General features: G+C 44.4%; 15 protein-coding genes. 4 read left to right on the forward strand and 11 right to left on the reverse strand.

The features are described from left to right. The first annotated feature begins 45 nt into the window (after positions 1–45). Together ABIL00_05250 and rtcA are read left to right on the forward strand one after the other, a co-directional pair. A complete protein-coding gene (locus ABIL00_05250; GenBank protein ID MEO0110160.1) occupies positions 46–570 on the forward strand; it encodes a methyltransferase domain-containing protein in 525 nt (174 codons plus the stop codon). Beyond that, entirely contained in the window at positions 567–1622 is a 1056-nt protein-coding gene (rtcA, locus tag ABIL00_05255) for an RNA 3'-terminal phosphate cyclase (protein ID MEO0110161.1), read from the forward strand. Before ABIL00_05250 ends, rtcA begins: the two co-directional genes overlap by 4 nt. A gap of 183 nt (positions 1623–1805) precedes the next feature. On the opposite strand, the gene gltA is transcribed toward rtcA, so the two are convergent. The 9 genes from gltA to ABIL00_05300 are packed head-to-tail and all read right to left on the reverse strand — an operon-like array spanning position 1806 to position 10241. Further along, on the reverse strand, positions 1806–3197 hold the full coding sequence (gene gltA / locus ABIL00_05260) for an NADPH-dependent glutamate synthase (protein MEO0110162.1): 1392 nt from the start codon (positions 3195–3197) through the stop codon (positions 1806–1808). A gap of 3 nt (positions 3198–3200) precedes the next feature. Then, positions 3201–4058: a sulfide/dihydroorotate dehydrogenase-like FAD/NAD-binding protein gene (locus ABIL00_05265; GenBank protein ID MEO0110163.1), complete on the reverse strand. Its 858-nt coding sequence runs from the start codon at positions 4056–4058 to the stop codon at positions 3201–3203. A gap of 12 nt (positions 4059–4070) precedes the next feature. Next, on the reverse strand, positions 4071–5447 hold the full coding sequence (murF, locus tag ABIL00_05270) for a UDP-N-acetylmuramoyl-tripeptide--D-alanyl-D-alanine ligase (GenBank protein MEO0110164.1): 1377 nt from the start codon (positions 5445–5447) through the stop codon (positions 4071–4073). A gap of 9 nt (positions 5448–5456) precedes the next feature. After that, entirely contained in the window at positions 5457–6464 is a 1008-nt protein-coding gene (gene queA, locus ABIL00_05275; protein MEO0110165.1) for a tRNA preQ1(34) S-adenosylmethionine ribosyltransferase-isomerase QueA, read from the reverse strand. Between the two features lie 58 nt (positions 6465–6522). Then, positions 6523–6948 (reverse strand): HIT family protein, encoded by a 426-nt coding sequence (locus ABIL00_05280; GenBank protein MEO0110166.1) that lies wholly within the window; start codon positions 6946–6948, stop codon positions 6523–6525. After that, positions 6945–7421 (reverse strand): Zn-ribbon domain-containing OB-fold protein, encoded by a 477-nt coding sequence (locus tag ABIL00_05285; GenBank protein ID MEO0110167.1) that lies wholly within the window; start codon positions 7419–7421, stop codon positions 6945–6947. Before ABIL00_05285 ends, ABIL00_05280 begins: the two co-directional genes overlap by 4 nt. Before the next feature lie 8 nt (positions 7422–7429). Continuing rightward, positions 7430–7921, reverse strand: coding sequence for a Zn-ribbon domain-containing OB-fold protein (locus ABIL00_05290; GenBank protein MEO0110168.1), 492 nt, complete (start codon positions 7919–7921; stop codon positions 7430–7432). An 8-nt stretch (positions 7922–7929) separates the two neighbouring features. Next, positions 7930–9090, reverse strand: a complete 1161-nt coding sequence (locus ABIL00_05295) for a thiolase domain-containing protein (GenBank protein ID MEO0110169.1) — start codon at positions 9088–9090, stop codon at positions 7930–7932. Positions 9091–9092: 2 nt separating this feature from the next. Continuing rightward, positions 9093–10241 carry an acetyl-CoA acetyltransferase gene (locus ABIL00_05300; GenBank protein MEO0110170.1) on the reverse strand — a complete coding sequence of 383 codons (1149 nt, stop codon included), beginning with the start codon at positions 10239–10241 and terminating at the stop codon, positions 9093–9095. A gap of 288 nt (positions 10242–10529) precedes the next feature. Here ABIL00_05300 and ABIL00_05305 point away from each other — a divergent pair, with 288 nt between their 5' ends. Both ABIL00_05305 and ABIL00_05310 read left to right on the forward strand, forming a co-directional pair. Continuing rightward, positions 10530–10871: a DUF5674 family protein gene (locus ABIL00_05305; protein MEO0110171.1), complete on the forward strand. Its 342-nt coding sequence runs from the start codon at positions 10530–10532 to the stop codon at positions 10869–10871. Then, positions 10868–11200 carry a hypothetical protein gene (locus ABIL00_05310; GenBank protein ID MEO0110172.1) on the forward strand — a complete coding sequence of 111 codons (333 nt, stop codon included), beginning with the start codon at positions 10868–10870 and terminating at the stop codon, positions 11198–11200. Before ABIL00_05305 ends, ABIL00_05310 begins: the two co-directional genes overlap by 4 nt. A 547-nt stretch (positions 11201–11747) precedes the next feature. On the opposite strand, the gene ABIL00_05315 is transcribed toward ABIL00_05310, so the two are convergent. Further along, complete coding sequence (locus tag ABIL00_05315; protein ID MEO0110173.1) at positions 11748–13316, reverse strand: hypothetical protein; 1569 nt, start codon at positions 13314–13316, stop codon at positions 11748–11750. A gap of 201 nt (positions 13317–13517) precedes the next feature. Further along, positions 13518–14303 (reverse strand): transcriptional regulator, encoded by a 786-nt coding sequence (locus ABIL00_05320; GenBank protein ID MEO0110174.1) that lies wholly within the window; start codon positions 14301–14303, stop codon positions 13518–13520. Between the last annotated feature and the right edge of the window lie 28 nt (positions 14304–14331).

The raw sequence follows: 14331 nt of genomic DNA on the forward strand, positions 1-14331 counted from the left end.
GGTTGCGGCAATTGACTTCGGGAACTTTTTATTTATTTTAGTATGGTGAAGGTCTTGGAAATCGGTAGCGGTTTGCAACCTTATCGGGGAAAAGAAGGGGAAGAGGTGATTCATTTAGACAAAATCCCCTTTCCGGAGGTAGAGGTAGTTTGGGATTTAGAAATTACCCCCTATCCATTTCCCGACGATACCTTTGATAAGGTGATTGCCAATCATTGTATAGAGCATCTCTCCGATACCATAAAGGTCTTGGCGGAGTTATGGCGCATCAGTAAAAATAAAGCAGAAATTTTTATCCGGGTTCCCTATTATTCTTCTTATCTTGCCTTTCAGGACCCCACCCATAAGAGATTTTTTACTGAGGAGACCTTTCGCTATTTCACCAAAGAGCGACCAATAAGTTTCTCTTCTCCGGTAAACTTCTCTCTGAAATCGGTAAACTATTTTTATCAATATCCAAGGTTTGCCCGTTTCTTAAAAAAGTTTTTCCCCCTCCTCTACCGATTTTTGAAGAACCATTTATTGAATTTCATTAAAGAGATAGAAGTAGAATTGGTGGTGGAGAAATGATAAAAATTGACGGTTCTTTCGGCGAAGGGGGGGGACAGATTTTACGCACCGCCCTGGCTCTCTCCTCAGTTTTAGCTAAACCATTTCTCATTTTCAATATCCGAAAGGGAAGGAAAAAACCCGGTTTATTGGCGCAACATCTCACCGGGGTGCGGGCGGTGGCAAAGATCACCGAAGCGGAAAAGGAAGGGGATGAGTTCGGTTCGGAAAAACTAATGTTCCACCCGAAGAAAATTTTACCGGGCAAATATGAGTTTGATGTAGCGGAGGAAAGAGGAAGTGCCGGTTCGGTAACCTTAGTTGCCCAATCAGTCTTACCAATACTTTTCTTTGCGGAAAGAGAATCTGAAGTTTCCTTAAAAGGGGGGACTCATGTTCCCTTCAGTCCCATCTTTGATTACTTAAAAGAAATTCTGTTGCCGACGATTAAAAGGTTAGGCTATGAGGCAGAAGGTGAGATAAAAAAGTATGGGTTTTATCCGGTGGGGGGTGGTGAGATAACTCTTAAAATAAGACCGCTCTCTTTCTCCTCTTTCGCTAACATCTCCAATTCAAAGAGGGGGGACCTATCTTTTTTAAAGGTCATCTCCCGAGTGGCAAATCTCCCTTTAACAATCGCCGAGAGACAGGCAAAAAGGGTGAAGGAGAAATTGGGGGGTAATTTTAATATAAATGAGATGATAATTGAAACCTGTGAGGCTTCAAGCCCCGGGACCTATCTCTTTATTAAAGCCACATTCACTAATGCTTTAGCCGGATTCTCATCCTTAGGGGAAAAGGGAAAACCGGCGGAAAAGGTAGCAGAAGAAGCAATAGAGGAATTTTTCACCTATTACCAGACCGAAGCCCTCTTTGACCCTCACCTTGCGGACCAGGTCTTAATCTTTCTTGCCCTATTAAAGAGAAAATTAAGGGAAGAAAAATTCTTTTTTACCACCTCTCAGGTTACTAACCATCTTCTTACCAATATCTGGACGATCAAAAATTTTATCCCCTTGGAAATTAAATTGATAGGAGAATTGGGAAAACCGGGAAGGGTGGAGATAGATTAAATTTAATTTTCCCAAATTAAAAGAGATTTAACCGCGGAGCCGGAGATTCGGTTTCTGGCAAAACGGTGGGACTTTCATTGGTGGGTCTTAATAAGGAGGTTGAGATGAAATGGATTGCCAGAAACACGTCTCCGTGCTCCGCATCTTATAATGAAATATTATTCAATCTTTTCGCTTTGTCAACTACCAGATACCGGTTTTTAAGTATTCATCAATATGCCGAGCCGCAACTCTTCCCGCCCCCATTGCTAAAATTACAGTCGCAGCACCGGTCACAATATCACCCCCGGCAAAAACCCCTTTCTTTGTCGTCTTGCCGGTCTTTTCATCAGCGATAATATTACCGTGTTTCCCAACGGCTAAACCCGGGGTGGTCTGGGGAATTAGGGGATTGGGGCTTTGACCGATGGCGCAGACCACGGTATCAACCGGAATCCTAAATTCTGAGCCCGGACAAGGAATGGGTCTTCTCCGTCCCGAACTATCTGGTTCTCCTAAGGTCATCCTGATACATTCCATCTCCTTCACCCAGCCGTCTCCATCAGCAATGTATCTTACCGGTAGGGTGAGAAAATGAAATTCTACCCCCTCCTCTTCCGCTCTCACAATCTCTTCCATCCGGGCGGGAAGCTCCTCCCTTCCCCTCCGGTAGATAATCATTGACTTCTCCGCCCCTAATCTTAAAGCGGTCCGGGCCGCATCCATCGCCACATTACCACCACCAATCACCGCTACCCTCCTTCCTTTAACTACTGGGGTATCATATTCCGGGAAGAGATAGGCTTTCATTAGATTAACTCGGGTTAGATACTCATTAGCGGAATAAATCCCGGAAGCATTTTCCCCCGGAATATTCATAAACCAAGGGAGTCCGGCACCGGTACCAATAAAGACCGCATCAAAATCTAAAAGGAGTTCGTCCACTGTCTTCGTCTTCCCAACGACAAAGTTCAAAATTACCTTCACGCCTAATGCCTTGACAAAATCAACTTCGCGCTGAACGATTGCCTTAGGCAAACGGAACTCAGGAATGCCATAGACCAGAACCCCACCTGGCTTATGGAGCGCCTCAAAGATAACTACCTCGTGTCCCATCTTCGCCAAATCCCCAGCGACAGTGAGTCCGGCGGGTCCAGAACCCACCACAGCGATTCTCTTACCTGTGGGTTTTCCCTTTTCCGGAATCTCTATCCCCTGCTCTGCTTCCCAATCCGCCACGAATCTTTCTAACCGGCCAATGGCACAGGGTTCAAACTTTTTACCCAAAACGCAAAATTTTTCACATTGCTCTTCCTGGGGGCAGACCCGGCCGCAGATTGCCGGTAGACAATTCTTCTCTTTTAATATCCTTGCCGCTTCCCGAAATTTTCTCTCTTTGATCTTACTGATAAAACCGGGTATATCAATCTCTACGGGACAACCACTAACGCAGGCTGGCTTCTTACAGGAAAGGCAGCGCTCTGCTTCTAAGACCGCCTCTTCTTCTGTATAACCGAAGGGTACCTCATTAAAATTTTTAATCCTTTCTGCTGGCGGTTGTTCCCGCATCGGTACTTTCTTATCTCTAATTTTCATAGTCTACTCCGACTCGCCTCGGGGCGAAGCCATGGGAGAATACTTTTCAAACTTTTCCAAGGAGATTTTCTCCTCTTTTAAGTAGGTTTTAAGGCGGGTGGCAAGAAGTTCAAAGTTTACCTTATGGCCATCAAATTCTGGTCCGTCAACGCAGGCGAATTTTGTCTCCCCGCCAACTTCTACCCGGCAGACCCCGCACATTCCTGTAGCATCAAGCATTATCGGGTTCAAACTGACAATCGTGGGGATATTATAAATCTTCGTTAAATTACAGACCGCTTTCATCATCGGCACCGGTCCAATGGCAATTACCCTCTCAATCTTTTTCCCTTCTTTAATTAAATCCTGCAAGGCATCGGAGACAAATCCCTTCTTTCCATAACTCCCATCATCGGTTGTCACATAAAACTCATCGCAAACCTCTTTAATCTCTTCTTCCATAATCAAAAGTTCCTTAGTCCGGGCGCCGATGATACCGATAAGATAGTTCCCCTTTTTCTTTAATGCCTTTAAGACCGGATAGATGACCGCAGTCCCCACCCCACCGCCAATACCCACCACATTACCGAAGAATTCAATCTCCGAAGGCTTACCCAATGGTCCGACGAAATCTAAAATCTCTTCCCCTTCCTTGAGAAGTCCCAAATGTTTGGTCGTCTTCCCCACTTCCTGAAAGATAATCCGCACTGCCCCTTCTTCGGGGAAGGTTTCAGCAATGGTTAAGGGAATCCTCTCGCCTTCTTCTGAGACCCGTAAGACAATAAACTGCCCCGGCAATGCCTTTTGGGCAATTAAAGGGGCAGAAACGATAAACTCCTTAATGCTCGGAGCTAAAATTCTTTTCTTTAAAATTTTCGCCATAATAAAATAGAATTATAACAGATTTTTTACCCTTTTCAAGGAATTTAATAACTCTTGGCAAATAATCTCCAAACTCATCACCCGGGAACCCTTAAAAAGGATTGTGTCATAGGGCTTTATTATCTCTAAAAGAAATCTCACCGCCTCTTCTCTTTCCTTAAAGGGAAAGGTCCTCTCCTTTGCCATCCCGGCTTTTCTTGCCCCTTCAATTACTACTTCCGCCAAATCGCCAACCGCAATCAAAATATCCAAATAATCTTTTGCCCTCTTTCCCAATTCCAAATGGAATTCCCTTTCCCTTTCTCCCAACTCCTTCATATCTCCTAAAACGCCGATCTTCCTACCCGGGGCAATTATCTTTAAGGTCTTCAATGCCTCTAACATAGATGCCGGATTGGCATTATAACAATCAAGGAGGATTTTATAATTAGCCAAATCTATTACCTGATACCTCAAAGGTGGTGGTTGAAAGTTGGCTAAAGAAGAGACCGCCTCTCTTAAATCAATCCCTAAGGCAGAAGAGACCGCCAGAGCGGCAAGGGAGTTATAGACATTGCCCTCGCCAATCGTCTTTAATAAGACCCGATATTTTCCTTGGAGGAGGTATTCGGTCTTTTCCGGAAAGAATTGGATATCTTGGGCGAAGAAATCGCTCTCTTGGGAAAGGCCAAAGGTTATCTTCTTAAAACTAAATTCCTCTGCTATTTCCCTGATTAAAGGGTCGTCAAAATTAAGAATGGCAAAACCATCTTCGGGCAAGGATTCTAAAAGTTCCTTTTTCTCTTTTGCCACCCCCTCTTTGGTCTTCATAAACTCTAAATGGGTTTCCGAGATGTTAGTTATCACCCCAATCTCTGGTAAGGCGATTTGGCAGAGGGAGCGGGTGCCGCCAATCTCATTCATCTCCATCTCTAAGACTAAAACCTCAGTCTCTTCATTAAGTTCTAAGATGGTTAAGGGAAGACCGATATCGTTATTATAACTCTCCTTTGCCTTTAAGACCTTGTATTTTATTTGGGCAATATGCGCCACCATCTCTTTTACGGTGGTCTTGCCGTTACTACCGGTGACGGCTACCACTTTGGGATGAAATTTCTTTCGGTAATAGGAAGCAATCGCCTTTAAGGCGGTTTTGGTATCCGAGACCTTTATCATAATTGGCAGTTCTTCTTTTATCTCTTTTGAGAAGATTATCCCTTTTGCCCCTTTCTCTTTCGCCTCTCTGATAAAGGAATGGCCATCAAAGTTCTTTCCTTTTAAGGGAAGGAAGAAATCATTTGGGGATATATTTCTGGAATCAGTGGCGATATTCTCTATTAGGGAATCTTCCCTTCCCCGGATCAAAATACCATTAGTTATCTCAATTACCTCTTTTACCGATAGTTTCATTCCCTTTTCTCAAAGAATGAACATCGCATCGCCAAAACTGTAAAAGAGAAATTTCTTTTCAATTGCGTACCGGTAGGCGGAGAAGATTAGTTCCTTATCGGCAAAGGCAGAAACCAAAAGGAGCAAAGGTGATTTTGGTAAGTGGAAGTTGGTGATTAAGGCGTCAACAATCTTAAATTGATAGCCGGGATAGATAAAGAGTTCAGTTGTCCCGGAATAGGGTTTCACTTTCCCATCTTCGGCAATACTCTCCAATGCCCGAACCGAGGTTGTGCCGCAGGCGATAACTCTTCTTTTCTCTCTCTTTGCCCGATTGATTAACTCCGCGGTCTCTAAACTAATACTAAAATCTTCCTGATACATCTTATGCTCTTCCACCGTTTCCGTCTTTATCGGGCGGAAGGTTCCCAAACTGGGATGGAGGGTAATAAAGCCAATCTCCACCCCCATCTCTTTTATCTTATTAATAAGTTCTAAGGTGAAGTGGAGGCCAGCGGTTGGTGAGGCAACCCCTCCTTCTTTTTGGGCGAAGATGGTCTGGTAATCATTAGGATTTTCTATCTTCCCTTTAATATAAGGGGGAAGGGCAATCTCCCCAAACTTTTCCATTATCTCTTCTATTGGTCCCAAAAAGCGGGCGCGTCTAACCCCGGTCGGTCTTCGTTCTTCAATTCTCACTACGAAATCACCAACCCGAACTTCAACTCCCACCTTAAATTTCTTTGCCGGCCGACAGAGGATCTCCCATAAGTTCTCTTCTACCTTCCGCAAAAGTAAAATCTCACCCTTTTTCCCATTGGGCAAGGTGCCATAGATGCGGGCAGGAATCACTTTGGTATCATTAAGGATTAAAACATCTCCGGGTTTGAGATATTCGGTAATCTTACTGAAGACCGTCTCAAAGAACTCCTTCTTTTTCCGGTCAACAACTAAAAGCCTTGAGGCATCCCTTCTTTCCCTTGGTTTTTGGGCGATAAGTTCCGGTGGCAGATAATAGTCAAAATCTAAAAGTTTCATTCTCTAAAAACTGCGAAGTCGCCCGGTTTATTTGGAATTAGTTCTTGATTAGATTTTTTTATTTCGCTTCCCTTATCTTTTGCCCAATTCGCTCCAACTCTTCCCAACTTGGTATATCCTTTAGCCGCACCTGGACATAGTGGTGGAGGTCTAAAAACTTGTCAAAGATATTTTCCCGCTCTCTTATCTTAGGTACCAGATGGGCATGGAGATGGGGGATTCTTGTTCCCCGGATTAAGAGGCTCACATATTCGGTCGCAAATGCCTTCTTTAATTTATTACCCACAATCCAAATTGCCCGGAAGAAAGGACCGGCATCCTCGGGTAATAAATCGGTAAACCAAGTGATATGCTTCTTCGGGATAATAAGGGTATGACCGGGACCAACCGGATAGATATCAAGAATTCCTATGTTCTTTTCGTCTTCGTAGACCTTAACCGCTTTCTCTTCACCGGAGGCGATGGCGCAGAAGAGACACTTCATATTATCTCCAAAGGTCGGAAGTATAAGATGTCATTGATATTCCCTTCCCTTTCCCTTTTGAAGACCGCTTCCAGTTCCATTCCAATCTCAATCTCCTCTGGTTCCATTTCCCCTAAGCGATGGACAATTACCGTATCGGTATTTTCCATCCGGATTAAACCAACCAATTCTGGTTGAGAGAGTTCTTTGCCGTCCGGACCGAGAAAGAGGATGGTATAACCTTCTAATCTTCCCCGATTCGGAATTTCTCTCCATTCGGTAAGGGTTTCAAAACAGAACTCACAGTAAATCTTTGGTGGGAGAAAGACAAAGTCACATTTCGGACAATAGGTCGCTAAAAATTTTCCCTCTTCTTTTATCGCCCGGAAGAATTTCTCCCCGGCGATCCCGGCGGTGTAAAGGCTCTCTACGGGTAGTTCCCCCTTCCAAGATTTTATTCTCTCTAAGTCTTCAATCTTCTTGACGACTCCCATAAAACCTCCTATATCGGCTTAAAGTATAAGATATCGGTGATGGCGCCTTCTCTCTCTTCTTTCTTCTTCCAGACCGCCTTCACCTTCATCCCCACCTTAACCTCCTCCGGTTTCACCTCTCCCAAAAGGTGCATAATACCATGCCCGGGAGAAGCGCCATCAATCTCAATCACCGCGGGAATTTGGGGTTCTTTTAAGAACTTCATATCCCAGGTGATATAACATAGGGAGAAGGTATTAACTTTACCAGTATCCTTTAACTCCACCCAAGAGTCAATCGTTCGGAAGCATTCTTCACAGAAAATTCTTGGTGGCACCATTATCCGACCGCACTTTTCACACTTCACACCCAAAATCTTCCCTTCTTTAAGACCAGCGAGATATTTACCGATGGCGATGCCACAATCCCAGGCGTATTTGGCATCTGCCTTCCAATAGGCAAGGCAGACCTTTCTCTCTTTTATCTCTTCATCTTTCAATCCAGTTCCTAAGAATTTCATCTCTCCTCCTATATTCCCAAGACCGTAACGGCGCCAACCTGCATCAAATCGCCCCAGGCTTGGGCAACACCCCTTCTCACCTTCCGGGCAACCTGCCTCTTACCCGCTTCGCCCCGGAGTTGGAGGAAGAGTTCAATCACCTTCATCAGACCAGCGGCGGCAATTGGATTACCAACACCCAAAAGTCCACCCGAAGGGCAGACCGGTAGGTCGCCATCCCTCTGGGTAACACCATCAACCGTCAATTGCGGCGCCTCACCTTTACCGCAGAGCATTAGACCTTCCAGATGGTGGAGTTCTTTATAGTCAAATGGATCATAAGGTTCGGCAATGTGGATATCATACCTCGGGTTTGTCACCCCCGCCATCTTATAAGCCATCCGCGCCGCTTCTTCTACGTATCTCGGATAACATAAGTCCCGGTTTGTCCAGTACGCGGTATCAAGAGACCAGCCAACCCCTTCCACCCAAACCGGTTTATTGGTCCACCTCCTCGCCAGGTATTCATTAACCATCACAATGGCACAGGCACCATCCGAAACCGGAGAGACATCAAGCCTCTGCACCGGATAAGCCAAAACCGGTGAATTTAAGACATCCTGAACCGTAATCTCTTCTTTCAATTGGGCTGCGGGATGGTCTAAGGCATTTTTCTTATTTTTAACCGCCACTAAGGCGATCTCCTCTTTCTTTATGCCATAGGTTGTCATATACCGATTCATCTCCAAGGCAAAGATCCATAAGAGGTTTGGCTTTAATGGCCTTTCGGTCGTATGGTCAAAGATGGTCAAAAATGCTCCCTGGGGATGGGGTTGATAAGAAGACATCTTCTCCTCGCAGACCACAAGGCAGGAATCAATGAGACCGGAGGCGACATGATACCAACCGCAGATGACCGCAAAGACACCGGTGCCACCACCAACATAACACCTGAGGGTCGGCTTATTAAAACCACCCGCCCCGTCCGATAGATATTCCCCTTTCATATGGACACCATCAAAGGTATCCGGAGCGCTACCAATCACCACCGCATCAATCTGGGAGAGTTTCATCCCACAGTAGTCTAAGGCTTCTTTTGCCGCATAATAGGCAAGTTCCTTACCGGTCTCTTGGGCGCGCCGGACAAACTTGGTCATTCCGACACCAACAATGGCAACCCTTCTTCCCATCTTTACCTCCTTTCAATAATTAAACAGGCGGTTGATTGAGTGGGCAATCCCCGCCAGGAATGGACCAATGCCTTATCTGCCTTTTTCAATTGGAACTCCCCGGCTTTCCCCTTTAACTGGAGGCAGGCAACAAAGAGACGCATAAGACCTGTCGCCTCATAAAGATAACCCATTCCCAAACTGCCACCAGATGGGTTAACCGGAAATTCCCCTTCCGGATGAAAGGCACCTTCCTTCAACTTGGCAAAGACCCGCCCTTCGGTGAAAATCCCTAAGGCTTCCAAATGTTGCAGTTCTTTATAAGAGAAGGTATCGTCAATCTCGGCAAAGTCAATTTCTTTTTGGGGGTTTTTGATATCCGCCTCCTGATAAGCCATCTTCGCCGCCTTCTCCACATAAGAAAGGTAAAACCATTCCCTCGTATCAAGGTTATAAGAACCAGAATTCCAGCCGAAACCGGAAATCCAGATTGGTTCTTTATTAAGAGAAGTTGCCACCTTCTCTGATGCCAAAACGAAGACACAGGCCCCATCCGCGGGTTGGCTGATATCCGCGGAGAGTAAGGGGAGAGAGACCGGGTCGGAGGATAGATAGTCATCAAGGGTTAAATTTTCTCCATAACAGGCATAAGGGTTCTTTAAGGCGTTTCGTTTATTCTTAATCACAACCTCTCCGCATTCTATCCCATTAATCATATTCACCCTCAAAAAGCGGTCGTATTCCAGACCGGCAATAAAATAGGGGTTTAGATTTAATGGCCTAACATAGATTGGGTCAAGGGCACAGAGATGAATCCCATCCGGGGTTAAGATATTGGAAGATTTAACATGGGCTTCTACCACCGCGATATTGAAATTACCAGTTAGAATCTGGAGGCAGGCGGCAATAATCCCTTGTAGGCCATCTTGAGTTACGGTATGGTTCGGTTTTAAGGCACCACCGAGTTGGTCCGGGGTATATTCATCAAAGATAGAAGTCCCTTCAATATAGTCTTCGGCGCAGGTGACAAAGGTATCAACATCCTTTCGGGGATTAATCCCACACTCATTATAAGCCTTGACCGCCGCCTCATAAACTAACTCCTTATAGGAGAGTTCGGGCGAAAGGGGCCTTAATGGCGTGAGACCCATCCCGACAATTCCAACTTTCATAATTTCCTCCTGCTAAATAAACCACATTTATATTAATGAGAAAAAGAAAATATGTCAAATTAGGTGTGTCGTTCCAACTGCAAAATTGCAATTTTTTAGTTTGTATTCCTCCTTAAAAATGGAGAAAATAGGGCAGTTAAGTCTCATTGGTAAAATATAAAAGGTTGTTGATAGTTTCTAATGAGGGGTAAACTCCTAAAATAAAGGTTTAGGGAAAATTTGCGATATCAAGATGGAACGACAGCGATATTTGACTTTACCAGAAATCTTCCGTAGACTTCAATAGTTATGAAGATTGTTAGAGAGAAGGTTTCAATAGGAGAATTAAAAAAGATGGCGGAGGGGATGTTTGGGGATTTAGTTAAGGCGGTGGTTGATGTGGAAAGGAAAATTATGGCAATTGGTGGGGAACTCCATTCCGATGAAGAGGCGGTCCTAATTGAAGACGGTTCAAAACAGGAAAATCTCTGGGGCATTAATCTCTATCCAGAAATTGAAGGTGAAGGTTGGATTGAGTTTGATTCGGTGATAAATATAAGACCTTCCCAAGGGAACCGGAGTCGGGGTGTTGATAACCCAGAGATTAGAAAGAAAGTGGTTGAAGTTGTTAATCAATTGGTTGAAAGGTGAATTATCAACATAAGGAATTAGCTCGAGGGCGCTGGTTTCAGTTGACCTTCTTTGAGCAGATGGCGAATATCGGAAGTGAGGTGGAGCGGGCAATTATCTGGCAGGAGAAGAATAAGGGATATAGCCAAAAGGCGATTGAGCGCGCCTTGGAACTCTTAGATTTAACTATCGCGGATCAGAAAAATAAGAAACGGTTAAAGGAGTTAACTCGTTTAAGGGAGTGTCTGGTTGACTACTTCTATTTTGACAATCAGTTCTCTTCTTCAATTGAATCCTGGCGGAAATATTTCTTCGCCTTTGCCTATGCGGCGCGGCTAAAAAAGTTTTGAATTTGTTGGATAATTTATTTGAGATAGTCCTTAAAGGTGCATTTCCTGCCATTTGGCGATAGCGCTCTCGTCAAAATCCTCATCCTCTCATCCCCGAGAACCTTTCCTCAACTTCTAATACCCTAAATCCTTGCAAACCAAGGAGATTTGTTATACTATCAGTTCAAAGGGTTAATCGTCCGGGGATTAGCCCCCGCTTCAAACCTTCTTCTCAAGATGAAGCAAGGAGCCAAAATTTGTATTCTGAGGCGTAGCATCGGATTTATGCGACAATCCCTTCTCTAATTTCCCTTTAAGGAAGGGGAAGGGAATTTGTTTGATAAATCAAACCGCTACAACTTTGTATCCTTTACATCTTGGCCAGAGAATATTTTTCTCTTTTTTTGTGCCTTTGTGCTACGCAATGCTTTGTGTCGTGTCTTTGTGGTTAAACTATCGTGGATTAAGATTATACTTTATTTTAGCGGGAATATTATCTTTTATCCGTTAGAAACCTCTTTATGGAGTTAACTATTTCCCCTAACCATCTTTTGTAAAAAGGGGATTATTACCAGAGGAAGATTACCTTCTCTCTCTCTTTTATTCCTCTTCCTTCTAACTTTAATATGTAGATACCGATTGGAACCTTTTTTCCTCTTTCATCCTCACCATTCCAGACAATAACGTTTTTTGCTTGCGGGCAAAAAGATTTTATCAATCTCCCCTGGCTATTGTAGATTTCCAATCTCGGGCAGTGAGCGGTATGCGGTAAGCGGATAGTTGTCAATTTGTGGAAGGGGTTGGGAGAGATGAGTAGCGAACTGGATAGAGACCGGGCTTTTAACTCCTTTTCGGAAAGTCCGACAATCCAATCTATGGGAACTCTATGGACAAGAATCGGATTCCGGGTTTTGGGCATTTCGGAGCCAGCGATTGAATCAGCGAGATAGGTTATCCAGGCATAGTGATCAATTTTCTCGGCGATACAGGGGAAGCGGAAGGAGATGGTGGCGGTTGTATCCGTTATAACCCGGGGAGTTGTCCAGGTTCGGCCATTATCGTCAGATGCGGAAACCCAGATACCGGAACGAAGTTGATTATTTATTGGTTCGGGATTGGAGCCGATGAATTCCTCCCAGGTGGCGATTAGAGTTTGAGTTGTCGGGTTCTGACCGATAGAAGGTCTGGTAGCGAAGACTTCATCAATCTCCCCGGCCAGTGTCTCTGGTTCCGCCCTTCTAATCTTTGACCAGGCTGGATTATTATTTGGGCAGTAGTGCCAAATCTCAGCCGGAATAAATCGCATCGTATCTCTGATAACTGGATAAAGGGAGGCGACAATATGGAAATTTTCTGTCCGGTCAAAGAAGCCGTAGATAGAATAAAAGGAAGGAAACGTTTCCGAACCCGGGCTAAATGCTGGTGGAAAAGGGATATAAGTTATCGGTCCCCAGGTATCACCACCATTAGTTGAGATTCGGTAGGCGACACTGTCAATCATCCCGGGCGGTAAAGCGGTAGTCCATAATACTATCAAATTATTGGAGACAAGGGAAGAGGTGATATTATGGAAAGGTCCGACACCTTCAGCAAGAAGGATTGGCTCTTCCCAATTGGGCCATTGCCGAATTTTTGTGTAATAGATATCTTCTCCGTCTGGATAATCAATAATGGCAAAGTGTATCCAGCCATTTTGAGTAACAGTGATTAAAGGACAAGTAAACCCTTCGGGTCCTTCGGAGACTTCGGGAAATAATCCACTTCCGGGTGCAACATCCTTGGCAACCATTGGGCGAAGGGGAGAATTACCATCAGTTCCGTGAGCTCCAACTACCGCTTCGCCGGTGGGGATTATATGGAGACTTGGGAGACCAGTTCGCACCAAGAAAACGCCTGCTTCGCCTAGCCATCTCCCAGTATTGCAATTAAAGAAATTATATCTCACATCCCGGTAAGGGGGAAAATCGGCGAGCCAGGTGATATGGGTGCCAAAACGGAAATCATTGACAATTGTTCGGCGGGCATGAAAGGGAGGGAAATCATAGGTTGTCCAACCAACCGTATCCACAATTCCAACCTGGCTAAAGGTAAACCCTCCAATAAGAAAGATATTTATCACCAAAAATACCTTCGTCATTCCTTCTTTAATTTATTCTACCAAAATTTTAGAAAAAATCAACAGCCCGGTTTTCACCAAAAATTATTTAATCAAAAAATAAGAAAACAGAATAATCAGATTTTGCCGGCGAAGAGAAGAAGAAGGACTAAAAATATCACCGTGATCCATAAAATTCACATCCCAACAATGGTAAGATTTCATTTTACTGAAAGACGCTAATTACTTCCGATACTCCTCAATCATTATCTTAACCATCTCCGCTAAGATTTTTCTGTCGCCACCTTCCTTCTCCTTTTTCCCTATCCATTCTTCAATCTCTCCGGGGGATGGTCTTCCGTTGCTTCCCTTCACCAGACCATAAGTAGCGGAAAGAAACCCGAGATGGATGCGCAAAGAGGTTCTCGTTGCCCCTTTTGTCCGAAAAATTAACCTTTTCACCCTCTCTTTCGCCCGTGCCAAAACCCGGCGGTATCTTTCCCCTCTTTTCCCAAATTTCTTATCTTTTTTGGGAAACTTCACCTTCGCCGCCCAGTTAAAGGCACTAATCGTCATCTTCTTCACCTTGCGCCAAATAACTTGGTCAAGGTTTTCCTTTTGATACTTCTCACTAATCGCGGAAAGCGGGATTGGGGAGAGGTGGGCTAAAGAAGCGAAATATTCCCGGGCGAATTGGAGATACTTCTCTTTTTTCTTTATCCCCTTAGCGAAAAGATAGTCGGCAATCATCTTTAGATAGTGCTCGGGGAAGGAGATGGGCAATTCCCTCTTGGCGATTTCTAATTTCTTCTCTTCCTTTCCCAATAATTCCGAAAAGAAAAGAAGGGGTGAGATACCAATCGTTTCTAAATAGGCAAGGATTAAGGGAAGGGAGATATCCTTTATCTTGCCCCCTTCCAACCGCTGGATGGTGCGGAGATTTTTTGAAACCCTTTGGGCAACTTCCCTTTGACTGAAACCCCTCTCTTGCCTCAACCTCTTTAAGATTTCCCCAATTCTCTTCTCCATCTCTTAAAATAAAGAGAAAAGCCATTTT

The organism is candidate division WOR-3 bacterium (genome assembly GCA_039801905.1).
Classification (GTDB): domain Bacteria; phylum Hydrothermota; class Tepidihabitantia; order Tepidihabitantales; family JBDRVQ01; genus JBDRVQ01.

What these genes read in the sequence shown, in the direction of transcription:
- ABIL00_05320 (MEO0110174.1), bottom strand. Translation starts at nt 14,303, where the DNA reads ATGGAGAAGAGAATTGGGGAAATCTTAAAGAGGTTGAGGCAAGAGAGG.
- rtcA (MEO0110161.1), top strand. Translation starts at nt 567, where the DNA reads ATGATAAAAATTGACGGTTCTTTCGGCGAAGGGGGGGGACAGATTTTA.
- murF (MEO0110164.1), bottom strand. Translation starts at nt 5,447, where the DNA reads ATGAAACTATCGGTAAAAGAGGTAATTGAGATAACTAATGGTATTTTG.
- queA (MEO0110165.1), bottom strand. Translation starts at nt 6,464, where the DNA reads ATGAAACTTTTAGATTTTGACTATTATCTGCCACCGGAACTTATCGCC.
- ABIL00_05315 (MEO0110173.1), bottom strand. Translation starts at nt 13,316, where the DNA reads ATGACGAAGGTATTTTTGGTGATAAATATCTTTCTTATTGGAGGGTTT.
- ABIL00_05300 (MEO0110170.1), bottom strand. Translation starts at nt 10,241, where the DNA reads ATGAAAGTTGGAATTGTCGGGATGGGTCTCACGCCATTAAGGCCCCTT.
- gltA (MEO0110162.1), bottom strand. Translation starts at nt 3,197, where the DNA reads ATGAAAATTAGAGATAAGAAAGTACCGATGCGGGAACAACCGCCAGCA.
- ABIL00_05290 (MEO0110168.1), bottom strand. Translation starts at nt 7,921, where the DNA reads ATGAAATTCTTAGGAACTGGATTGAAAGATGAAGAGATAAAAGAGAGA.
- ABIL00_05280 (MEO0110166.1), bottom strand. Translation starts at nt 6,948, where the DNA reads ATGAAGTGTCTCTTCTGCGCCATCGCCTCCGGTGAAGAGAAAGCGGTT.
- ABIL00_05295 (MEO0110169.1), bottom strand. Translation starts at nt 9,090, where the DNA reads ATGGGAAGAAGGGTTGCCATTGTTGGTGTCGGAATGACCAAGTTTGTC.
- ABIL00_05285 (MEO0110167.1), bottom strand. Translation starts at nt 7,421, where the DNA reads ATGGGAGTCGTCAAGAAGATTGAAGACTTAGAGAGAATAAAATCTTGG.
- ABIL00_05265 (MEO0110163.1), bottom strand. Translation starts at nt 4,058, where the DNA reads ATGGCGAAAATTTTAAAGAAAAGAATTTTAGCTCCGAGCATTAAGGAG.
- ABIL00_05305 (MEO0110171.1), top strand. Translation starts at nt 10,530, where the DNA reads ATGAAGATTGTTAGAGAGAAGGTTTCAATAGGAGAATTAAAAAAGATG.